23 protein-coding genes are annotated in these 19,437 nt (G+C 63.4%); 9 read left to right on the top strand and 14 right to left on the bottom strand.

The features are described from left to right. Position 1 precedes the first annotated feature (1 nt). Together AB4Y77_RS18950 and AB4Y77_RS18945 are read right to left on the bottom strand one after the other, a co-directional pair. Positions 2-1,327 (bottom strand): HAMP domain-containing sensor histidine kinase, encoded by a 1,326-nt coding sequence (locus tag AB4Y77_RS18950; protein WP_442014994.1) that lies wholly within the window; start codon positions 1,325-1,327, stop codon positions 2-4. 14 nt (positions 1,328-1,341) lie between these two features. Further along, entirely contained in the window at positions 1,342-2,025 is a 684-nt protein-coding gene (locus AB4Y77_RS18945) for a response regulator transcription factor (RefSeq protein ID WP_442014993.1), read from the bottom strand. A 62-nt stretch (positions 2,026-2,087) separates the two neighbouring features. Between AB4Y77_RS18945 and AB4Y77_RS18940 the strand changes: the two genes are divergently transcribed. Continuing rightward, positions 2,088-3,158 carry an endonuclease/exonuclease/phosphatase family protein gene (locus AB4Y77_RS18940; protein WP_442014992.1) on the top strand — a complete coding sequence of 357 codons (1,071 nt, stop codon included), beginning with the start codon at positions 2,088-2,090 and terminating at the stop codon, positions 3,156-3,158. On the opposite strand, the gene AB4Y77_RS18935 is transcribed toward AB4Y77_RS18940, so the two are convergent. The 3 genes from AB4Y77_RS18935 to AB4Y77_RS18925 form a co-directional block, all read right to left on the bottom strand. Further along, entirely contained in the window at positions 3,155-4,129 is a 975-nt protein-coding gene (locus tag AB4Y77_RS18935; protein WP_442014991.1) for an acyl-CoA thioesterase, read from the bottom strand. The two genes, AB4Y77_RS18940 and AB4Y77_RS18935, sit on opposite strands and share 4 nt — an antisense overlap. Before the next feature lie 68 nt (positions 4,130-4,197). Beyond that, complete coding sequence (locus AB4Y77_RS18930) at positions 4,198-4,761, bottom strand: hypothetical protein (RefSeq protein ID WP_442014990.1); 564 nt, start codon at positions 4,759-4,761, stop codon at positions 4,198-4,200. Beyond that, positions 4,758-5,090: a PEP-utilizing enzyme gene (locus tag AB4Y77_RS18925; RefSeq protein ID WP_311212449.1), complete on the bottom strand. Its 333-nt coding sequence runs from the start codon at positions 5,088-5,090 to the stop codon at positions 4,758-4,760. Before AB4Y77_RS18925 ends, AB4Y77_RS18930 begins: the two co-directional genes overlap by 4 nt. Positions 5,091-5,304: 214 nt before the next feature. Here AB4Y77_RS18925 and aztD point away from each other — a divergent pair, with 214 nt between their 5' ends. Further along, positions 5,305-6,618: a zinc metallochaperone AztD gene (gene aztD / locus AB4Y77_RS18920; RefSeq protein WP_442014989.1), complete on the top strand. Its 1,314-nt coding sequence runs from the start codon at positions 5,305-5,307 to the stop codon at positions 6,616-6,618. Positions 6,619-6,769: 151 nt separating this feature from the next. On the opposite strand, the gene AB4Y77_RS18915 is transcribed toward aztD, so the two are convergent. Further along, on the bottom strand, positions 6,770-7,204 hold the full coding sequence (locus AB4Y77_RS18915) for a DoxX family protein (protein ID WP_442014988.1): 435 nt from the start codon (positions 7,202-7,204) through the stop codon (positions 6,770-6,772). A gap of 95 nt (positions 7,205-7,299) precedes the next feature. After that, the gene (locus tag AB4Y77_RS18910; RefSeq protein WP_442014987.1) at positions 7,300-7,872 is read right to left on the bottom strand and encodes an antibiotic biosynthesis monooxygenase; all 573 of its coding nucleotides are present in this window, start codon (positions 7,870-7,872) and stop codon (positions 7,300-7,302) included. A gap of 41 nt (positions 7,873-7,913) precedes the next feature. On the opposite strand from AB4Y77_RS18910, the gene AB4Y77_RS18905 reads away from it, so the two are divergent. The 4 genes from AB4Y77_RS18905 to AB4Y77_RS18890 all read left to right on the top strand — a co-directional run bounded on the left by AB4Y77_RS18905 (position 7,914) and on the right by AB4Y77_RS18890 (position 10,837). After that, positions 7,914-9,254, top strand: a complete 1,341-nt coding sequence (locus tag AB4Y77_RS18905) for an MATE family efflux transporter (protein ID WP_442014986.1) — start codon at positions 7,914-7,916, stop codon at positions 9,252-9,254. Positions 9,255-9,263: 9 nt separating this feature from the next. Continuing rightward, positions 9,264-9,848: a DUF308 domain-containing protein gene (locus AB4Y77_RS18900; RefSeq protein ID WP_442014985.1), complete on the top strand. Its 585-nt coding sequence runs from the start codon at positions 9,264-9,266 to the stop codon at positions 9,846-9,848. Between the two features lie 68 nt (positions 9,849-9,916). Then, positions 9,917-10,270 carry a hypothetical protein gene (locus tag AB4Y77_RS18895; RefSeq protein ID WP_442014984.1) on the top strand — a complete coding sequence of 118 codons (354 nt, stop codon included), beginning with the start codon at positions 9,917-9,919 and terminating at the stop codon, positions 10,268-10,270. A gap of 117 nt (positions 10,271-10,387) precedes the next feature. Next, the gene (locus AB4Y77_RS18890; protein WP_442014983.1) at positions 10,388-10,837 is read left to right on the top strand and encodes a hypothetical protein; all 450 of its coding nucleotides are present in this window, start codon (positions 10,388-10,390) and stop codon (positions 10,835-10,837) included. A 9-nt stretch (positions 10,838-10,846) separates the two neighbouring features. Here the strand turns inward: AB4Y77_RS18890 and AB4Y77_RS18885 are convergent, their stop codons facing one another. After that, on the bottom strand, positions 10,847-10,969 hold the full coding sequence (locus AB4Y77_RS18885; protein WP_442014982.1) for a hypothetical protein: 123 nt from the start codon (positions 10,967-10,969) through the stop codon (positions 10,847-10,849). 73 nt (positions 10,970-11,042) lie between these two features. Further along, positions 11,043-11,591 carry a CGNR zinc finger domain-containing protein gene (locus AB4Y77_RS18880; protein WP_442014981.1) on the bottom strand — a complete coding sequence of 183 codons (549 nt, stop codon included), beginning with the start codon at positions 11,589-11,591 and terminating at the stop codon, positions 11,043-11,045. 71 nt (positions 11,592-11,662) lie between these two features. Between AB4Y77_RS18880 and AB4Y77_RS18875 the strand changes: the two genes are divergently transcribed. Then, the gene (locus tag AB4Y77_RS18875; RefSeq protein WP_442014980.1) at positions 11,663-12,682 is read left to right on the top strand and encodes an EamA family transporter; all 1,020 of its coding nucleotides are present in this window, start codon (positions 11,663-11,665) and stop codon (positions 12,680-12,682) included. A gap of 132 nt (positions 12,683-12,814) precedes the next feature. Here the strand turns inward: AB4Y77_RS18875 and AB4Y77_RS18870 are convergent, their stop codons facing one another. After that, positions 12,815-13,078, bottom strand: a complete 264-nt coding sequence (locus AB4Y77_RS18870; protein ID WP_011776688.1) for a WXG100 family type VII secretion target — start codon at positions 13,076-13,078, stop codon at positions 12,815-12,817. Between the two features lie 158 nt (positions 13,079-13,236). On the opposite strand from AB4Y77_RS18870, the gene AB4Y77_RS18865 reads away from it, so the two are divergent. Next, positions 13,237-13,509 carry a DUF2277 domain-containing protein gene (locus AB4Y77_RS18865; protein WP_231342225.1) on the top strand — a complete coding sequence of 91 codons (273 nt, stop codon included), beginning with the start codon at positions 13,237-13,239 and terminating at the stop codon, positions 13,507-13,509. 26 nt (positions 13,510-13,535) lie between these two features. On the opposite strand, the gene AB4Y77_RS18860 is transcribed toward AB4Y77_RS18865, so the two are convergent. The 4 genes from AB4Y77_RS18860 to AB4Y77_RS18845 all read right to left on the bottom strand — a co-directional run bounded on the left by AB4Y77_RS18860 (position 13,536) and on the right by AB4Y77_RS18845 (position 18,511). Further along, complete coding sequence (locus tag AB4Y77_RS18860; protein WP_442014979.1) at positions 13,536-15,869, bottom strand: heavy metal translocating P-type ATPase; 2,334 nt, start codon at positions 15,867-15,869, stop codon at positions 13,536-13,538. Between the two features lie 8 nt (positions 15,870-15,877). Next, a complete protein-coding gene (locus AB4Y77_RS18855; protein ID WP_232481475.1) occupies positions 15,878-16,111 on the bottom strand; it encodes a heavy-metal-associated domain-containing protein in 234 nt (77 codons plus the stop codon). Between the two features lie 49 nt (positions 16,112-16,160). Next, positions 16,161-16,526 carry a metal-sensitive transcriptional regulator gene (locus tag AB4Y77_RS18850; RefSeq protein WP_311212437.1) on the bottom strand — a complete coding sequence of 122 codons (366 nt, stop codon included), beginning with the start codon at positions 16,524-16,526 and terminating at the stop codon, positions 16,161-16,163. 65 nt (positions 16,527-16,591) lie between these two features. Beyond that, on the bottom strand, positions 16,592-18,511 hold the full coding sequence (locus AB4Y77_RS18845) for an FG-GAP-like repeat-containing protein (protein ID WP_442014978.1): 1,920 nt from the start codon (positions 18,509-18,511) through the stop codon (positions 16,592-16,594). 241 nt (positions 18,512-18,752) lie between these two features. Between AB4Y77_RS18845 and AB4Y77_RS18840 the strand changes: the two genes are divergently transcribed. Then, the gene (locus AB4Y77_RS18840; RefSeq protein ID WP_442014977.1) at positions 18,753-19,421 is read left to right on the top strand and encodes an alpha/beta fold hydrolase; all 669 of its coding nucleotides are present in this window, start codon (positions 18,753-18,755) and stop codon (positions 19,419-19,421) included. Positions 19,422-19,437 lie beyond the last annotated feature (16 nt).

Genomic DNA, 19,437 nt, shown 5'->3' with positions numbered 1-19,437 from the left:
TCTAGCTGCCTTCGGCCAGCGGCAGCGTAAGGCTGAAGTGTGCCCCGTTTGGGCTCGGATGCGCTTTGGCCATGCCATGGTGGGCGATGGCCACGTTGTGGACCACGGCGAGGCCCACACCGGATCCGGCCACGCTGCGGGTGCTGGTGGACCGGTAGAACCTGTCAAAGACACGATCCAGATCCTCCGCAGGAATGCCCGGTCCCGTATCCCGCACATCAAGGGTGACACCACCCTCTGAGGCGGTTAAGGCCACCCGGACCTGGCCCGGCTGGGGAGTGAATTTGCCGGCGTTGTCCAGAAGATTCGCGATGGCGCGGGCCAGCCTGACGCGTTCTCCCGCCACCACGAGGGGTCCACCGGGTCCTGCCAGGGACCAAACTACCCCGGGGTAACGCCGTTCTGCGTTGTCCGTGCAGAAGAGAACGAGTTCGTTGAGATCCACGTCCTCAATGAAGGCGGGGGACTCTTTGTTCCGGGCCAGATCGATCAGGTCCTCGATGAGGGACTGCATGGCTATCAACTCATGCTCCAGTGCCCCGGAAATGCGTTCCTTGCTGCCCTGCGATAGTTCGGGATTCCTGAGCATGGCCGCGTTCGTCCGCAGCGAGGTCAGCGGTGTCCGCAGTTCATGGGAGGCATCGGCAATCAACTGTTCCTGCTGGTGGCGGGATTGCTCCAATTCGCTCAGCATTGTGTTGAAGGCGTTGCTGAGCCTGTTGGTTTCAGTGGTGCTGCTTTGAGGGATCCTGATGTCAGTGTTGCCGGTTTGGGCGATACTCTCGGCTACGGCAGTGAGGCGATCAACAGGACGTAGTCCGCGTCGTGCAGCTACGTAGGCAGTGCCCGCGGCTACTACCAGAGCCCCCAGCACCGTTGCCGCGAGCAGCCAAATGAGTCGCTCGAAGGACGCCAGCACCCTGTCGTCCCGGACACCCACTACCAATGCGCGCTGATTCGGCAAGGGCCTGACGTACACGCGGATGGGGTCGTTGCCGATGGCCGCTTCCGTGAAGAACGCAGCACTCTTGCCGGATGCCACCGCCCGCATCTGATCGGTGATGGGCAATGCCGGCCCGGCGCCAGAGTCCGGGTCTTCACGGGGAGTAGGCGCCACCAGCTGTGCACAGGCCGGGGAGCGGACCCAGGTGCATTGCGAAAACCCTTGCCAAGGGGGATCGGTCTGGATCAGTTGGATGATGCGATCCGATTCGCGCCTCAGGGAAAGATCCTCGTTCTTGCGCAATTCATGACCCACAAAGACGTACACCAGTACTGCAAACACGGAAACAGTGAGGGTGATGGCCGCTGCGATTACCAGCGTCATCCGCAGCCGTAGCGTCACGATGCGGCCAGCCTGTATCCAACGCCCCGAACAGTCTGGATGATCCGTGGCTCGCCCTCGGCTTCGAGTTTTCGACGCAGATAGCTGATGTAGACCTCAAGTGAATTGGAGGCTGGAGTCATTGCGTATCCCCACACGGCGTCGCTGATCTGGCCTCGGCTGAGCGTTTGCTCAGGGTTCTCCGCGAGCACGCAAAGGATGGCGAACTCAGTGCTGCTGAGGTCGATCCACCGTCCGTTTTGCCTCACTGCGTGGGCCTCGGATACCAGTTCCAACTCGTTGTACACGGTGGGGCTGGCCGGAAGATTGGTGGTCCGGCGGGCCATGGCCCTCAACCGTGCCAGCAGCTCATCGGGTTCGAAGGGCTTGGAGAGGAAGTCATCCGCTCCGGCGTCCAGCCCCGCAACACAGTCGGCCACGTCGCTGCGTGCCGTGAGCAAGAGGATTGGAATCGCATTGCCGGCAGCTCGGAGCATTCGGCAGAGGCCGAGGCCATCCATCAACGGCATCACAACGTCCGCCACCAGCAGATCCGGGGACGTTGCGGCGACCCTTTCGAGCGCTTCACGGCCGTCAGCAGCAGATTCAACCCGGTAGCCGGTCGCTTCAAGCAGGGACTGCAGGGAGCTCCTGATGTCCTGATCGTCGTCGACGACCAGTACTGTTATGGGCTCCGTCATGGCCACCAGCATAATTGGCCTGGCTTCATAATCCTTTAAGTTCCCCGATGAATCATGGGGCCATGGATAAGGACATCGGAACCACTTATGCCACCGCCGCACAGCGAGGTCTGCTCACGTCGCGACGGCGTCGTCCGCGTGCCAGGGACTGGGTTGTGGGCATCACCGCCGGGGTAATGATGGCTCTGATTCTCGGCCACGGACTGGTGCCGGAGGCTCACGGGCTGGCTCTCGCCGTCGAGAGCTTCCTGCCCTGGTTGGGGGTGGTTATAGCTGCCCTGTTGATCTTGGCGCTGGTTGCCAGAGCGTGGCCTGGCTCCATCCCAGCGGTGGGCGCCCTGGTTTCCTGGTGCGTGGTCTTCCTGCCAGTCATGGCGACGGGCATCGCGCCGTCGTCCGCTGCAGGCGCCTCGGAGGAGGCTGCCGGTGGATGGAGCGTCGTCACGCAGAACCTCCGGGCGGGAAATCCGGAGGCCGATGAGGCAGTAGAAAAGGTGATCCAGTCAGGTGCCGCCGTCGTGGTCCTCCAGGAGCTCACCGGGCCCACCCTGGAGCGGATTGCTCCGGCGATGGACCGGGCTTTTGGGTATCGGCAGGTAGCCGGGACGGTGGGAGTTTGGAGCCGGTTTCCCCTGAGCCAAGGCAGGCCCCTGGCCTTGGGGCTTGGCTGGTCCCGCGCCATGAGCGTGCAGTTGGAGTCACCGGACGGTCCCGTTCAGCTCTATGCCGTGCATCTGCCCTCGGTCCGGCCCGGCGAAGTACGCAGCCGGAACGCCGGCCCTTGCCAAGCTCGGCAGGCTGGTGGAGGCGGATCCGTCGTCGCGACTCCTGGTGGTCGGAGACTTCAATACGGCGAACACAGACCGCTCCTTCGCCCCACTGCTGGGGACGCTCGACGACGCCCGGTCCGGTTTCGGTTTCACCTGGCCGGCCAGCCTCCCGGCCACCCGACCGGACCACATTCTGTTCCGCGGATTCACCCTTTCCGGTGCGTCCGTCATCAAAACGCCGGGTACCGACCATCTGGCAGCGATGGCATGGCTGCAGCCGGGGCCAGCCCGGCCGACGGTGAGCCTTCACCGATGACGGGCGCCTCGTGCAGTCCGGCACTCAGGGTCAGCTGGCTCCCTTAGTTGCCCGACGCCTTCAGCAAGTGATCCGGCAGCCTGTTTCCCGGTGCCCGCCCACGGATTTCCAGCAGTTCGCGGGCATGAGCGTGCAGCTTCTTGTCCTCCTCGGAGACTGGCACCCAGGACGGAATCGGCACGGCAGTGCCGGTTTCATCGCGTGCCACCATCACCGTGAGGCAATACGTGGTCAAGTTCATTTCCCGGTTCTTGGGATCACCGGAGCGGACGTGTACTGCAATATGCATGCCCTTGGCGCCGGTGTAGACGAGACGGGCTTCCACCTCTACGACGTGACCGATCAGCAGTGGCCGGTAGAAACGCACGCCACCGGAGAACACGGCCACTGTGTCCTTCCCGGCGTACCGGGAGGCGCAAACATAAGCAGCTTCGTCGATCCACTTCATGACGATGCCACCGTGGACCTTGCCGCCCCAATTCACATCAGTGGGGGACGCCATGAACCGCAGGACGACGCGCTCGGCCGTTCCAACGTCGGTATATTCCTGGGCGTTCATCGCATTGACGATCTGCTCGCGGACTTCGATGCGCGCCAGGGCATGGTCGCGTTGCTCGATCTCCCCAGGCGTCGACGGCTCAAACTGGGGGACAGGAATCGGCTTGCCATCGGGTCCCACCGCCACAAAGATCACCATGCACTGGCTGTGCATCGTCTCGGGACCGCCCTTGGGGTCGCGCGAGCTGACCACTGTGTGGATGTGCATCGAGGAGCGACCGGTGTAGACGATGGTGGACGTCACCTCCACCATGTCGCCGCTGTTGACCGGATCCGTGAAGTGGATATTGCCCACGTAGGCGGTGACACAATACGACTTCGACCAGCCCACTGCTGCTGCGTAGGCTGCCTTATCCACCCACTCAAGGACTGTGCCGGCGTCGACTGACCCGCTGTGTCCGATGTCCATGGGAGCCGCCAGGAAGCGGAGGGTCACTGAATTGGCGGCGTCATCGCTCATGCTTGGAATCTTACTGTCGGCAGGTTTCTGTTACGTGACTAAGTCGGCAGTCTCAGGGGTTGAACGAGTCACATGCGCTGGAGGCCAAGGGTGGCGATGAGATCCTCGTGAAGCTCGAACCAGGTGCGGTGGAACGAATCGCGGTCCGTTGCCGTCAACCAGGCCGTATCTTCCGGAGCGCGCTTGAGTGCGTTCAGTAAGCGTTCGGAGTAACCCTCAAAGCGAGGGAGCACGCCAGCGAGCTGGGCTTCGAGTGGACGCCACGCTGCCAAGGCACCGATCAGGACATCCAGAGCCCCCTCAGCGGCCGGAGTTTGCAGCTGGATGGCGCTGCAAGCTTCCACGACGCCGGCGTTGAAGTCCGCGAAATCGTCATGTACGGCCAAAACCGCGCCGCGTGCCCCCGCGTTGTCCAGTTCATCGGCAAGCAGCCGCTCGTTCTCAGTCCGACCAACGCTCGATAACGACCAACCGCTGCTCCCCGCAAACGTGCTGTACGTGACGAGGCCGTTCACGCCGGCGTCGATGAGCTGGGACTCCACCGCAGCGCGATCCTGTGCGAAGCGCGCCGCTACAGCCTCCGTCTCCGCGAATCCGAGGAGGCGCACGGCGTGAAGGGTGAGAAGTGTCATTTGCTGTCCGTCACGGTGACGGTTCCCTGCGTGCCGTCTACGGTCAGCGGGCTTCCATCAGGGACCACGTCAAGGGCGTCGCGGACGCCCAGCACGGCTGGAATTCCGTATTCCCTGGCCACAATCGCTGCGTGGGACAGCATTCCGCCGGTCTGTGTGACTACTGCGGATGCCATGCCGAACAAGGGGGTCCATGCGGGGTCGGTGGTGCGGCAGATCAGGACATCGCCGGTCTGGAAGCGGATGAATTCGTCGGGTCCGTGAACGAGCCGGGCCGGCCCTTGGACAGTCCCCGCGCTCGCGCCGACGCCGGTGAGTATCGTCTTCATCAGGCTAGTTCTACCACCGAAACCGCTGCCCCGGCACCATTCGGTCCCGGGCCAGCGGATCGAAAAGGAGTTACTTATCTCCCATATATGCGATCTTCGGCATAGAAGGGGCGTGCATGCCCGCACCGATATAGAAGCCCCGGTGCGCCACGAAGTGTGACAAGAGCCGATCGTTGGACTTGCACCATAAATGAGAATCAATATCATTTAACTCATGCCTCAGCACCCCACTCTCGTGTCCCCTGTCCGCACCACGCGAAAAAGCAGACTTCGCGCCCAGCCGATTGCCGCCGTCGGGCTCTCTGCCCTTTTGTTGACAGCGTGCGCCGCCCCTGGTGGCACAGCCGGCAACGCAGCCGAGGCAACCCCCCAGGCCACTTCCTCACCCAGTGCCAAGGAGGCCGGAGCGCCGACTCCGCGGCTCGTTTACACCCACGACGCCGGCATTTCAGTTCTGGACGCTACCTCGCTTGAGCAGGTAGGAAGTGCCGAAATGTCCGGTTTCAACAGGCTTAACCCGGCTGGCGACGGCCGGCACGTCTTCGTGTCCACGGGCGACTCCTTCCGCCTCTTCGACGCAGGCGCCTGGACGGAGCCGCACGGCGATCACAGCCACCACTATGTGGCTGAGCCCAAGCTGACTGAGCTGGCGTTTGCGGCAGACAAGGCCGGTCACGTAGTGCTGCACGGAGATAAGGCCGTGCTTTTCAACGACGGTTCCGGGAGGGTGGAGAGCTTCGAAACGTCTGCGCTGGCCGCCGCCGTAGAGGACGGAAGGCTGCCTGCTACAGACGTCTACACCACTCCTGAGGCACATCACGGTGTGGCTGTGGAGCTGGAAGACGGCAAGCTCCTGGTGACGCTCGGTAACGAGGAGGGGCGCTCAGGCATTGCGGTGCTGTCGGCGGGCAAGGGCCAGGAACGCACAGAAGTGGTGCGCAACGAAGAGTGCCCCGGGGTGCACGGCGAAGCCGTCGCCGCCAACGAAGCTGTAGTGGTTGGCTGCGAAAACGGAATGCTCATCTACAAGGACGGCGCCATCACCAAGGTTGCCAGCCCTGACGCCTACGGCCGGATGGGAAACCAGGCCGGCTCCGACAAGTCGCCTGTCATTCTCGGTGACTACAAAGTGGATAAGGTCGCCGAGCTCGAGCGGCCCACGCGGATCTCCTTGGTCAACACTGAGACGGCCAGCCTGCAATTGGTGGATATCGGCACCAGCTACTCCTTCCGCTCGCTTGGCCGCGGGCCCGCCGGCGAGGCGCTGGTACTTGGCACGGATGGCGGGCTGCGTGTGATCGATCCCCTGACCGGTACCGTCACGTCGACCATCCCGGTGGTTGGGGCTTGGGAAGAGTCGACGACGTGGCAGGACCCGCGGCCCACGCTGTTCGTCCAGGGCTCGACGGCGTTCGTCACCGAGCCGGCGACCCGCACCATCCATGCGGTGGACTTGAAGACCGGCAAGCTAGCGAAGTCGGCGCAGGTGGAGCATGTTCCGAACGAGCTGAGCGGCGTCAAGGGCTAGCCCCTCCCCCCGATCCTCTCTCACATCCCCATGATTAAGCGCCAACGGTCTCTCACTTTTCTGAAGGAAGTGAGAGACCGTTGGCGTTTAGGGGCTGTTATGTGAGAGAGCGTCGGTGAGGCGTTGACGCAGGGCCGCTGTCGGGGGGTGTTTACGCCAGGACGCGGAGCTTGGATCCTGAGCGGCCGAACAGTGCGGCGTCGGCGGAGATCCTGCCTGCGCCGGCCAATGCGAGGGCCAGGGCGGCTCCGGCGAAGAGCAGCACCAGCTCGTACCCGCCATTGCCGACGAAGACGCCGGCCGGTGCGTGCACCAGGAAGAGTGCGCCGAGCATGTTGACGGCCAGGAGCGCTGCGAACACGCGGGTAAGAAGCCCGATGATCAGCGCAATGCCGCCCACGAGCTCCAGGGTTGCCACGATCGGGGCTACTGTCGAGGCGCCCGGCACACCCATCTGGGCGAAGGAGGCCTGGGTGCCTGCGATGGTGAATTCGTTGAACTTCTGCCAACCGTGCGCGGCGAAGAGAAATCCTGCAATGACGCGCAGGATGGTCAGGGCTGTGGTGGTCAAGCTGGACTTGTTCATGGTTCAACCCTTCAGGATATAAGTTGAACTGTCAACTAATGGCGGCTGTTTATGACCAAATTCCCAGCTACTGCCCGCGCGCGGAGTCGTGCTCGTCAGCGGCGGCGTCGGGGCTTGGCTTGAAGCCACGGCTGCAGCAGACGGGTGGTGATCGGCAGGAAGATGTACGTCATCAACGGCGTGAGGATCACGATGTTGAGGAGCACTGCGAACACCAGCGGCCAGTCCTGCGTCAACGGATGCAGCAGGAAATTGGCCAGCAAGCTCAAAGGGAAGAACGGCAGGAAGATGCTGATGGCCTGCTTCCAACGCGGCGGCACCACCGTTTCGGGCACCACCACCGAGACGTCGCCAGGCCGTGCGAACCAGCCCTCAATGCCCGTATGACGCTCCACGCGGGTGGTCTCCATCATGTCCCTGGCGCTGTCGATCCACCAGCGTCGTTCCTCCGAGTCCTCCCACTCCTGCAGCGACCCGGCGTCAGCAAAGCGGTAAAGCATGTGCCATTCGGTGGAGTCCACCCCATTGCGAACCCACCCCGACCCCAGGTATCCCGGCCATTCGCGGGCGAGTTCCTGGCCGGCGTGGGCCCACGCGTTGGTTTGGCGGGTATAGCCCGGAAGGATGGTGCGGGCGACGGAAACGGTGACGGGATGCTCGTGTGACACGGCCCAAATGTACCCGGCCCGCAGCGGACTAGGCTTGTTTAGTGCCTCAAACCACAACCACACCCACGCGCTCCAACGCCCGCGAGATCCTCCGCCTGGCCGTCCCCGCGTTCGGCGCGCTCATTGCCGAGCCGCTGTTCCTGCTGGCCGACTCCGCAATCGTTGGGCACCTGGGCGTCGACCAACTGGCCGGTGTGGGGCTCGCGTCCACCATCCTGCACACCGCAGTGGGTCTGATGGTTTTCCTGGCGTATTCGACGACGCCGGCAGTGGCCCGGGCGATCGGCGACGGCAAGTTGGGGAAGGCTTTGGCAGCAGGGCGCGACGGCGTGTGGCTGGCGCTGCTGCTGGGCCTGGTCCTCGCGGTGGTTGGCTTTGTGGCGGCTGAACCGCTGGTTGGCTTCATGGGAGCCAGTGGAGACGTTGGACAGTTCGCGGTCGATTACCTGCGCTGGTCCATGCCCGGCCTGGCCGCGATGCTGCTCATTTTCGCCGGTACCGGTGTTCTCCGCGGGCTCCAGGACACCCGGACTCCGCTGCTGGTGGCCACCGCCGGTTTTGCGCTGAACATCGCACTCAACGTGTTCCTGGTCTACGGACTGAATCTCTCGGTAGCCGGCTCAGCGATCGGCACCAGCATTGCGCAGTGGGCCATGGCGGCGGTCTATTTGGTGATGGTGAGCCGAAATGCGCGGCAACACGGCGTGTCCTTGAAGCCCGACTGGCATGGCATCCGCGCCATGACCAAAGTGGGTTCGTGGCTCATGCTGCGCACCCTGAGTCTCCGCCTCGCCATCCTCGCCACGGTTCTGGTGGTGACCGCCCAAGGCGCAGTGAACCTCGCCGCGCACCAGTTGGCCATGACCATTTTCTCGTTCCTCGCGTTCGCCCTGGATGCCCTGGCGATCGCCGCGCAGGCCTTGATCGGCAAGGAACTTGGCGCCAGGAACGCCCAACGCGTCCGGGAGTTGACCCGCACCATGATCCGCTGGGGGCTCGGATTCGGTGTGATTACCGGTGTACTCCTGGCCATTGCGGCACCGTGGGCCGGCTACCTCTTCACTCCCGACGCCGGTGTCCGCTCCGCCCTCACCGTCGCCCTCTGGGTCTTGGCGGTCGGGCAGCCGTTGGCCGGCTACGTCTTCGTCCTTGACGGAGTCCTCATCGGCGCCGGCGACGCGCGCTATCTGGCGATTGCCGGCGTCGTCAACCTGGTGGTCTACCTGCCGCTGCTGGTGGCCATCCACCAGTTAAGGCCCGACGGCGAGGCGGGGCTCCTCTGGCTGTGGGCCGCGTTTGCGATGGGCTACATGCTGGCCCGCGGGGTGACTTTGGGGCTCCGCGCACGCACCGATCGGTGGATGGTGCTGGGTTCCCACTAAACTGGACGGGTGACTCTCCCAGCGACTCCTGCCCAGACTCCCTCTGCCTCCGCGGCCGGACTCTGGAAACCCGTGCTGATCCGTGCCACGGTGGCACTGTTGTTTGGCGCGGTCACCATCTTCTGGGCTTCTCCGTCCGTGCACGTCCTGGCGTGGGCCGTAGGCCTGTATTTGCTTGCGACTGCCGGTGCCGTGTGGATGTCCCGCGCTTTGCCGGTGGCGGTGCCTGTGGTGATGGCGCTCGGCGGAATTGGCGCACTGGTCACCCAGTCTGATGCGGGCGTCGCTCTTTCGGCCATGCTGGCGCTGCTGGTGCTGGGCCTCCTCGAGGTGGTGCATGGCATCAGGAAACGCGATTCCCTGGCCCGCGACTGGCTCGTTTCCGGGGTTATTTCCGTTGGCACGGCCGTTTTGCTGCCATTCTTCACCTCGCTCGGCGCCCATGCGCTGCTGGGTGTTGCCGGCGGCGGGGCCATCATTTCCGGCGTGCTGTGGATCCTGTCCGGGCTGACCTTGCGGCACGACGCCAAGGCAACCTCCGGTGGCACGGCGCAGGCTGCTGGGCCCAGTGCTTCGCCCGAGGCCGTAAACTAGTAGCTGGACGTTCTACTCGTTGTAGAACTTTTGCAGACCGGCGGACACGAACCGCCATCATTGGAGGAATGACCGTGGCTGACCAGACACCAGGAGAACCGCGCAAGATGCGGACCTCGGTCAAGGGACCCCTCATGTTCTCCGCGTTCTTTGCAGTACTGGCCTTCGTGGCCGTGCTCATCTTCGCTTCGGGCGGCAGCGCAAAGGCCCCGCGGTTCGACCTCGCCTTCACCGGCGCCGGCATCGCATTCATCGTGAGCCTTGTTGTGGCGGCCATGCTGTCCATGAGCCACAAGGAAAACGCGGACCACCTCGGCAAGGGCTCCGGGGTGAACCTCAGCTCCAAGCGTCCCGGCCATGGCGGCCACGGCGGCCCGGCTGCTCCGGACGACCAGGCTGAAACGCCCGACGCCGGCCGCTGACCTTCCAGCGCTTCCCCACCGTGGTGGGGGAGCGCTTTTTTGTGTGTGCTGTGGCATTCCGCTGGCTGAAGCCCACGGGTAGGGTGGGCCCACGACTATCTTTCTTGGGGGGAATTGATGGCACCTTGGCGGGAATCCGTGGATAAAACGGCTCAGGCGGACGTGGATACCTTGCTCAACCTGGCGTTGGCACTGGTAGTGCAGCGCCTCACCGTTTCCGGCTGGCTCCACCCCTTCGCGGCAGCCATCAAGGACGACGGCGACCATTTCCTCATCTGCCCGGAGGAGAAACCCGGGGAGTGCACGGTGAAGTCCAACGCCGCCATCGCCGAATGCTACGACGCGCTGGCCGTCCAGCGGCAGGATCTGCGGGCCGCCGTCGTGGTGTCCGACGTCAGGCTTGTGGGCCTGGAAGGCGACGCCGTTCATCTCGCGTTGGAGCACTCAGCGGGATTCGCGCTGAGTCTGGTGCAGCCGTACACGCTGGTCCGGGGACGGGGCGTGAGTTTGGGGCCGATGTCGATGGTCTCCGGCGACCGTGTGACGTGGCCGGAAAGTGCGGCTTGACCGGACCGGTCATTCCTCGTCTGAAGGCAATTGCCGCAGCCGCCAATCGATGATCTCGTGAATGAGCTCGATGGGGAGCGGGGCGTTGTGGGGCAGTTGGATGGCGTGCTCGGTGGTTCCGTAGTCGCTCAAAGCCGTTGAGAAGTGCGTGATCGCCTGTGGTGTGGGGTAGAACCCGACGTGGCGCTTTGTTCCCTCTGCCTTTTTACTCGCCCTCGGCGGCCTTCCTCGCCCGGTAGGCCGCGACGTGGGCACGGTTGGCGCAATTGCCGGTGTCGCAGTAGAGCTTGGAGCGGTTGCGGCTGAGGTCCAGCACCACGGCGTCGCAGTCCTCGGCCGCGCACACGCGCATGCGGTCCATTTCCCTGCCACGGATGACGTCGACGATGGCCATGGCTGCTTCTGTGCCCATCCGGTCTGCCAGCGGAGCTTCAGGAGTGGTGGCGTGGAGGTGCCAGTCCCAGTGGTCRTGTTTCACAAGTTGGGGGAGTGCCTTGGCGTCGATCAGCAGCTTGTTGACGGACTTGGCCGCCGTATCCTCGTCGGCACTCCAGAGCGCTGCGAGTTCGCTGCGGAGACGCTTGATGCTGGTCAGTTCCGCGGGGGAGTTAACCCTGGAGCCCGTGAACTCCTCGGCGTCCAGGAAGGCATTGAGGTCCTCCAACGTGGCGAGCGATTCCTCTCCATTGGCGGCCGTGTTGATGAGATTGACGACGCTGCGAAGGGCAACTTCGGTGTCAGGCGCAAAAAGCACTTTGACTCCTTACAAGTTTCGGGAGTACTGTCATGACCATAAGCCCACTTTACTCCTGACAGGAGGCTGCTGTGTCAGCTCCAACGACGAAGGCTGATGCACAAGGTTTCCTGGCATCAGGACTCGGCATCGCACTCTTTTCTTCCGCTGTCTTTGGCACGTCCGGCTCATTCGCCAAGTCGATGCTGGAAACCGGATGGTCACCCGGCGCCGCAGTTGCCGTGCGCCTCACCGGTGCGGCGCTGATTCTGCTGATTCCCGCCGTCGTGGTTCTCCGCGGCCGCTGGCACCAACTCAAGGACAACTGGCTGACCATCCTGCTGTTCGGCCTTATTGGTGTTGCAGGTTGCCAGCTCTTCTACTTCAACGCCGTCGCGCGATTGTCCGTGGGCGTCGCTTTGCTGCTGGAGTACCTGGCTCCGGTGATGATCGTCCTGTGGCTGTGGATCGCAAGCCGCCGCCGGCCCCGGGCCCTGACCGCTGTGGGCGCGCTCCTGTCACTGGGTGGCCTGGTCCTGGTGCTCGACCTGACCGGTGCCGTGAAAGTGGACTTCATTGGTGTTCTTTGGGGCATGGCCGCGGCCGTATGCCTGGTGATCTACTTCTTCATCACCGCCAAGGAGAACGACACCCTGCCTCCGCTGGTGCTCGCGTCCGGCGGCCTCATGGTGGGTGCACTGGTGATGTGGCTGGTCGGTCTCCTGGGTTTGCTGCCCATGACGTTCAGCACCGCCGATACAACCCTGGGTCCGTGGACAACGCCGTGGTGGGTGTCCGCCGTCGGGCTCATCATCCTGGCCACGGTCCTGGCCTATGTTTCCGGAATCATGGCCGCCCGGAGCCTGGGTTCCAAGGTGGCATCGTTCGTGTCCCTGACCGAAGTTCTGTTCGCCGTGATCTGGGCGTGGTTGCTGCTGGGCGAACTGCCTGGCCCGATTCAGTTGCTGGGTGGCCTCTTCATTGTGGGCGGCGTAGTCCTGGTCCGCGTCGATGAGTTGCGGGGAGACCGTCGCGCCGCCCCGGTCCTGGACCACCCGAACGACGTCGAACCCGTCCCGTCAGGTTCCGTCACCAAAGCACCCCGCGGCTAAGCCGGAGGAATCCTGGGCTTGTTCGAAATCTCCGCCGAACAACGGCAGCGTGTGCGAACAACGCAGGGGATCGCTGCTCCCTTAACAGCGAAAAACCCGGACGCTTGTGCGTCCGGGTTCTTCCCAACTGTCTTAGTTGGAGGCCTGCTGCTGCTGCTCAGCGTTCTTCTGAGCGCGATCGCCGGCTTCGCGAAGTGCGTCGGCAACCTTCTTCAGGTTGGAAGCGTGCTGGCTGTCCCACTCGCCGCGGAACTTGTCTGCGTCCGGGCCCTTCCAGTCGGTGCCGTCAAGTGCACCCTTCAGCTGTGAACGCTGCTGCTCGATGTTCTCGGCACCTGCCTTCAGCTTGTTACCGAGCTGACGAAGCTGATCAACATCTGCACCCCAAATAGCCATGAGATTCTCCTTCATTTGTTCGGACCCGAGCTCTTCGGCATCCCCAGCGGCCTCCGGCTCATCCGGAAGATCCAATAAGTAAAACCTATCCCGGGAATCCAAAAACCGTCGATGGGCACCCCTCCCCATGCAGCACTGCCCATGGTTAGCATGGGTTTATGTGCCGCAATATCAGGACCCTGCATAACTTCGAACCGCATGCCACGAACGCCGAAGTGGAGGCCGCAGCACTGCAATACGTGCGCAAGATCAGCGGTTCCACCAAGCCTTCCAAAGCCAACGAGGAAGCCTTTGCCGAGGCAGTCCACGAGATCGCCCACATTACGCAGCATCTCCTGGACTCCCTGGTGAGCCACGCTCCGGCGAAGAATCGTGACGAGGAAGCAGCCAAGGCAAAGGCCCGGTCGGCCGTCCGTTTCGGGACGGCCTAGCCCGGGCCCCTGTTCGCTTTCCGGGTCTACTTCCCGAAGGACCGCAGTCTCAGCGAGTTCGCTACCACCAGCACCGAGCTCGCTGCCATTGCTGCGCCGGCGATCATCGGGTTCAGGAATCCGAGTGCTGCCACCGGGATACCGATCGCGTTGTAGAAGAACGCCCAGAACAGGTTGGTCTTGATGGTGGACAGTGTCTTACGGGAAAGCTCTATGGCCTGGACCAGCTGACCCAGGTCGCTCCCCATCACCGTGAGATCCGAGGCCTCGATGGCGACATCCGTGCCCGATCCCATCGCGATGCCAAGGTCCGACTGCGCCAAGGCGGCCGCGTCATTGACGCCGTCACCGGCCATGGCCACCGTAGCGCCGGACGCCTGCAACTTCCTGACGGCCTCGACCTTGCCCTCCGGCAGGACACCGGCGAATACGTCCTCAGGTGAAATCCCGACGGCGGCAGCCACTTGGGCGGCCACGGCGGCGTTATCCCCGGTCAACAGGATGGGGCGGATACCCAGGTCCTTCAACTTCTGGATTGCTGCTGCCGAGCCGGGCTTGATGGTGTCGCTCAGGCTGACAATGCCGGCAGCTTGGCCGTCGATGGCAACCCAGATTGCTGTGGCACCACCGTTTTCCTCCGCAGTCAGTGCTTCACGGTGACTTGAGTCGAGCGTGACGCTGTTTTCCTCGAGCCAGCCGGAGCGTCCGACGACGACAGTCTTGGTCACCCCGTCCAGCGCAACGGTTCCCCGCACGCCGCCGCCCGGAGCGGAACTGAAGCCCTCCACGCGAGGCAGGCTGCCGGCGTCGTGCAGTGCTTCTTGGGCCGCAGCGGCGATCGCGTGGGCGATCGGGTGCTCGGAAGCGGTTTCAACGGCTCCTGCCAGTGTCAGGACGGTGGCCGGTGAATGGCCGTTCAGTGCGACAGTGTGGTCTACGGCGAGCTTGCCGCTGGTCACGGTGCCCGTCTTGTCCAGCAGGATAGTGTCCACGTGGCGGGTGTCCTCAAGGACCTGTGGGCCCTTGATGAGAATGCCCAGCTGAGCGCCGCGGCCCGTTCCCGTCAGCAGACCGACGGGAGTGGCCAGACCCAAGGCGCAGGGGCAAGCAATCACCAGGACAGCGACGGCGGCCGTGAAGGCTGCGTTGAGGTCACCGGAGAAGAACAGCCATAGCAGGAACGTCACCAGGGCCATGACCAGCACGATCGGCACAAAGACAGAACTGATCCTGTCCGCGAGCCGGGCAATAGGTGCTTTGCCGGTCTGTGCCTGGCTGACCAGGCGACCCATCTGGGCGAGTGTCGTGTCCGAGCCGACACGGGTTGCACGGACCAGCAGGCGGCCCGAAGTGTTGATCGTAGCGCCTGTCACAGCGCTGCCCGGACCGACCTCGACCGGCACCGATTCGCCCGTCACCAGTGAAGCGTCGACGGCGGAAGCGCCATCAGTGACCACGCCGTCGGTGGCGATCTTCTCGCCTGGGCGGACCACAATGACGTCGTCCACCAGAAGTTGATCGGCCGGAATCTTTTGCTCCACGCCGTCCACCAGGATCGTGGCGTCCTTGGCACMCAGATTCAGCAGGGCCTTGAGGGCATTGCCGGCCTTGGCCTTCGCGTTCGCCTCAAGGTAGCGGCCCAGCAGCAGGAACGTGGTGACCACGGCGGCGACCTCGAAGTACAGCCCGCCGCCGGACATGCTTTCCATGCCGGGGTGTTCAGTCATTCGGGGGTCCGCGAACAACTGCCACGCAGAGTAGAGGTACGCGGCGATCACACCGATGGACACGAGCGTGTCCATGGTGGAGGCGAAGTGGCGGGCGTTGATGGCAGCAGCCCTGTGGAAAGGCCAAGCCGCCCAGCTCACCACCGGCAGGGCCAGCGCCCCGACAACCCAACCCCAGTTGGCGAACTGGAGGGCGGGGATCATCGAGATCGCGAACACCGGTACGGTGAACAGCGCTGCGGCAATCAGGCGGGGGCGGAGCGTCGACGCGGAGGGCCCGTGGTCCATGTGATTTTCGTGCTCGGCGCCGCCGGAAGTGTGCTCGTCTTCCGTCGCCTCGCTTCGGTGGTGGTGCTCGTGGGGGTGGGGTTCGCGGGTGTGGGGCGGTGGGGCTTGGCGGACTGTGGCTTTGTAGCCTGTGGCGTTGACCGTGTCCACGATTTGCTGGTCCGTTACGGTTGCCGGGACGGTGACGTGGGCTGATTCGAGGGGCAGGTTAACGCTGGCCTCGACACCTTCAAGTTTGCCCAGTTTTCGTTCCACTCGATTGACGCACGAGGCGCAGGTCATGCCCTCGATGTCCAGTTCGATCACCCTGTGTGCAGGTTGGTTGAAAGTCTCCTGGCTACTCAAGGGGACTCCTATGCTTCGTTGGCTACCACCAGGTAGCCGGCTTCTGCCACGGCTTCGCCAATTTCAGACGGCGAGAGCTCCTTGGTTGAGGTGATGGTTACGGTGGACAGTCCACCGGGGTTGAGGTCTACGGCCACGTTTTCGACGCCGGTAAGCGACTCAAGTTCTTCGCTCACGCTGGAGACGCAGTGGCCGCAGGTCATACCGGAAACGTTGACGTTGGTCTGGATGGTCTGGCTCATGGGGCTCTCCTTGGTGGTGAGTTGAATGGTGTGGTGGTTATTGGCGGAATTACCGCAGCAGGCGCCCGATGGCATCGGTGGCCTCCTTCACTTTGGCGTCGATCTGTTCGGCGCGGGCTTCGGGGTTGGGCTCGGAGGCAGCGCCGACCACACAGTGGCCGATGTGCTCCTCTACGAGTCCAAGGCTGACGGCATGGAGGGCCTTGGTGGCGGCGGCTACTTGGGTGAGGATGTCGATGCAGTATTTGTCGTCCTCCACCATCCGCGCTATTCCGCGGACTTGCCCCTCGATCCGTTTCAACCGTTTGAGGTAGGCGTCCTTGTTGCTGGTGTACCCGTGGGGTGCGGCGTGCTCCAGATCCACCTCGATGAGGGGTGCGTCTGGATGGCCCATGCTCAGATCTGGCGTGCTCATGACACAAACTTATACCCCATGGGGGTATTAAGCAAGTACCCCCTAGGGGTATATCTTGGCGGTTACTAGAGCAGGGCGGTCATGGCATTCCAGCCCTGTCCGATCCGGACGGTAGGCAGCCACGCTCCATCGCTGGCGCTCGGGTACAAGAAGAGTGAGCCGCTGCCATCGCGGGCCACAATGTCCGGCCGCCCGTCACCGTTGAAATCTCCTGGGGCGATGATGGACGTCATGCTGTTCCAACCGTCGCCAACCTTCTGGCGGTCCCACGCCCAGCCTCCGGTGCCGTTCCCGTTGTAGAGCCACAGGACGCCGGATCCGTCGCGGGCAAGGACATCGGGGGTGCCATCGCTGTTGAAATCCCCTGAACCTACGATGGCCGTCAATGCATTCCAGCCAGTCCCTAGATTGGTCCTGGGCAACCAATCTCCCCGACCGTCGCCGGGGTACATCCAAAGGGTCCCGGAGGCATCGCGCGCGAGAATGTCGGCCGTTCCGTCCCCGTTGAAATCTCCGGGCGTGACGATGGCCGTGATGGTATTCCAGCCTGAGCCGACGTGAACCCGCGCCAGCCAGCCACCCGTCCCGTTTCCTGGGTACATCCACAGGTGACCGGCGCTATCGCGGGCAAGAACGTCCGGTTTCCTGTCGCCGTTGAAGTCGCCAGGGCTCACGACGGCGGTCATGGAGTTCCAGGCGGAGCCCACCTGCGTGCGGGGCAGCCATCCGGCGGCTCCGTTTCCCGGGTAGAGCCACAAGACACCGGTGGTGTCGCGGGCCAATAGGTCCGTCTTTCGATCACCGCTGAAATCGTTCTTCAGGGGTGTGGGGCTGTTTCCGTCAATGATCGTGACGGACCCTTGCCAATTGCTTGCGTAGATTTTGTTGGTGGCCTCATTGATGGCCATGGTGCCCGTAAAGGGGTGCGACAGTGTGGATAGAGCGAAGGTTTTTCCATCGACCACGGTGGTGCCCCTGTAACCGGACTCAAAATACACCTTGTTGGTGGTTCCGTTGACAGTAATCGCTCCCGGGCTTCCGCCCGTTCTGATATCGACCCGCCCCGGTCCGCCGTCGTCGAACATCGCCAGCAGCCCGGTCCACGACGAGATTGTCCCGTCGCCCAACGAAGTCCTGCCGAAGTAAACCCGATTGTTCTTTTCATCCACGGAGAGCGACGTGGGGCTCGCGTTGAGGTCGGAGAACATCCCTCCTGCTTGGTTTGTGGCTCCATCAACAACTAGCAGTGCTGCATACTGCCGCGCCCGTACGGCGACGTATACCTTGTTGGTCACCTGGTTGACGGCCAAGTAACCCGGCATTGCATTGGTGCCCAGGTCAATGCGAGTCACGGCGTTGGTTGCAGTGTCGATGACATTGAGGCCGCCTCCACCCAGGGTATACAGCCGATGGGTCACCTGATTGATGACCAGCGTACTGACTGATCCGGAGTTGATGATGGTGCTGGCGTTGGTGCTTCCGTTAATGACGGAAACGCCGTCAAGGGTGCCCGCGTAGATCTTGTTGGTCTTTTGGTCGATGACCAGCTCTCCGGGAGAGGCGCCGACCGTCACCCTTGCGACGGCATTCGTGGCGCCGTTCACGACGGCCACGGCTCCCGGCGTGGATGGGTCACTTTTGAGGCTGAGGTAGATCTTGTTGGTCGCAGTGTTAACCGCGACAGCCACCGGGGTGCTCCCTGTTGCTATTTTGACTGTGGCTTGCGTCTTGCCATTGATGACGGTCAGCCCATCGCGGGTAGTGACATACACAGTATTGGTGACCGGGTTGACCGCTACGTCGCTGGCTTCGGGCCCCACGTCGATGATGTCCGCGACGATGTCTGCCGCAGCAGGAGAAGTTGGGATCCCGGAAATCAGCAGCGACGCCACTCCGGCGGCTACCGCGAAGGCACCCCACCGCCGTCCTCTCCGGCCCAAAAAGCGGCGCGCAGGCGTTCCTGAAACACTGACAACAGTTCCCACTGCAATCCCCCCAAAGTGCAAACGACGCTTCCCCCGCGCCTGGGCTGGAGTCTAACCCCGCACTTGGGTTGCGGAACAGGCCTCGACGGCGGGACGCGCCAGAGGCGCCTTGGGAAACACCCAGGTGTTCTGGCCGTAGCCGGAGGGCCGGGACTACGATGAATTTCTGCCCCAACCCACCGGTCACACGTGGCTTCGCGGACCCGGTGGGGACGGCAGGCACGGTGAACGGGGAGGGAAAATGGCGGTTTTCATACTGATTCATGGCGGCGGATCCACGGCGTGGGACTGGCACTTGGTCAAGCCCTTGCTCGAATCGACGGGCCATGAGGTCATCGCGGTCGACCTCCCCATCGAAGACGACGGCGCGATGCTTGAGGACTACACCCGCGCGGCAACCGAGGCGGCCGACGGCGCCCGGCACACCATCGTGGTGGGCCACTCACTGGGTGGCTTTACGGCGCCGTTGGTCGGCAAGGAACTCAATTCGGACGGCCTGGTGTATCTCTCGGCAATGATTCCGATGCCGGGCGAGACCTTCGGTGACTGGTGGACCAATACCGGGCATGACCGCGAGACCATCCCCGAAGAGGCGTTCTTTAACCTCGTCCCTGACGATCTTGCACAGCAAGCGCGGAACAAGGAGCGCGATCAGCAGGGGGCCTGGATGTCAGGACCTTGGCCTGGCCACCATCCGGACGTGCCCACACTGGCCATTCTGTGCCGTGACGACCTGTTCTTTCCAGCGGCGTTCATGCGGCGCCAAGTACAGGATCGATTGGGAATCGAAGCGGTGGAAATCCCGGGCGGCCACTACGCCACACTGAGCCACCCGGGCGCTGTGGCTGCGGCGCTGAACCACTTCGCCCAACAGTTGCATACGAACCACCTGAACGAGACCAAGAGCTGAATCCCACCAAAAGCGC

Source organism: Paenarthrobacter sp. YAF11_1 (genome assembly GCF_052113445.1).
Classification (GTDB): domain Bacteria; phylum Actinomycetota; class Actinomycetes; order Actinomycetales; family Micrococcaceae; genus Arthrobacter.
This window is presented reverse-complemented; position numbering and strand designations above follow the sequence as displayed.

Excerpts from the sequence above, each read along its gene's own strand:
- AB4Y77_RS18940 (WP_442014992.1), top strand. The coding sequence starts at position 2,088 with ATGGATAAGGACATCGGAACCACTTATGCCACCGCCGCACAGCGAGGT.
- AB4Y77_RS18925 (WP_311212449.1), bottom strand. The coding sequence starts at position 5,090 with ATGAAGACGATACTCACCGGCGTCGGCGCGAGCGCGGGGACTGTCCAA.
- AB4Y77_RS18930 (WP_442014990.1), bottom strand. The coding sequence starts at position 4,761 with ATGACACTTCTCACCCTTCACGCCGTGCGCCTCCTCGGATTCGCGGAG.
- AB4Y77_RS18915 (WP_442014988.1), bottom strand. The coding sequence starts at position 7,204 with ATGAACAAGTCCAGCTTGACCACCACAGCCCTGACCATCCTGCGCGTC.
- AB4Y77_RS18945 (WP_442014993.1), bottom strand. The coding sequence starts at position 2,025 with ATGACGGAGCCCATAACAGTACTGGTCGTCGACGACGATCAGGACATC.
- AB4Y77_RS18840 (WP_442014977.1), top strand. The coding sequence starts at position 18,753 with ATGGCGGTTTTCATACTGATTCATGGCGGCGGATCCACGGCGTGGGAC.
- AB4Y77_RS18890 (WP_442014983.1), top strand. The coding sequence starts at position 10,388 with ATGGCACCTTGGCGGGAATCCGTGGATAAAACGGCTCAGGCGGACGTG.
- AB4Y77_RS18950 (WP_442014994.1), bottom strand. The coding sequence starts at position 1,327 with ATGACGCTGGTAATCGCAGCGGCCATCACCCTCACTGTTTCCGTGTTT.
- AB4Y77_RS18855 (WP_232481475.1), bottom strand. The coding sequence starts at position 16,111 with ATGAGCCAGACCATCCAGACCAACGTCAACGTTTCCGGTATGACCTGC.
- AB4Y77_RS18850 (WP_311212437.1), bottom strand. The coding sequence starts at position 16,526 with ATGAGCACGCCAGATCTGAGCATGGGCCATCCAGACGCACCCCTCATC.
- AB4Y77_RS18935 (WP_442014991.1), bottom strand. The coding sequence starts at position 4,129 with ATGAGCGATGACGCCGCCAATTCAGTGACCCTCCGCTTCCTGGCGGCT.
- AB4Y77_RS18895 (WP_442014984.1), top strand. The coding sequence starts at position 9,917 with ATGACCGTGGCTGACCAGACACCAGGAGAACCGCGCAAGATGCGGACC.
- AB4Y77_RS18870 (WP_011776688.1), bottom strand. The coding sequence starts at position 13,078 with ATGGCTATTTGGGGTGCAGATGTTGATCAGCTTCGTCAGCTCGGTAAC.
- aztD (WP_442014989.1), top strand. The coding sequence starts at position 5,305 with ATGCCTCAGCACCCCACTCTCGTGTCCCCTGTCCGCACCACGCGAAAA.
- AB4Y77_RS18865 (WP_231342225.1), top strand. The coding sequence starts at position 13,237 with ATGTGCCGCAATATCAGGACCCTGCATAACTTCGAACCGCATGCCACG.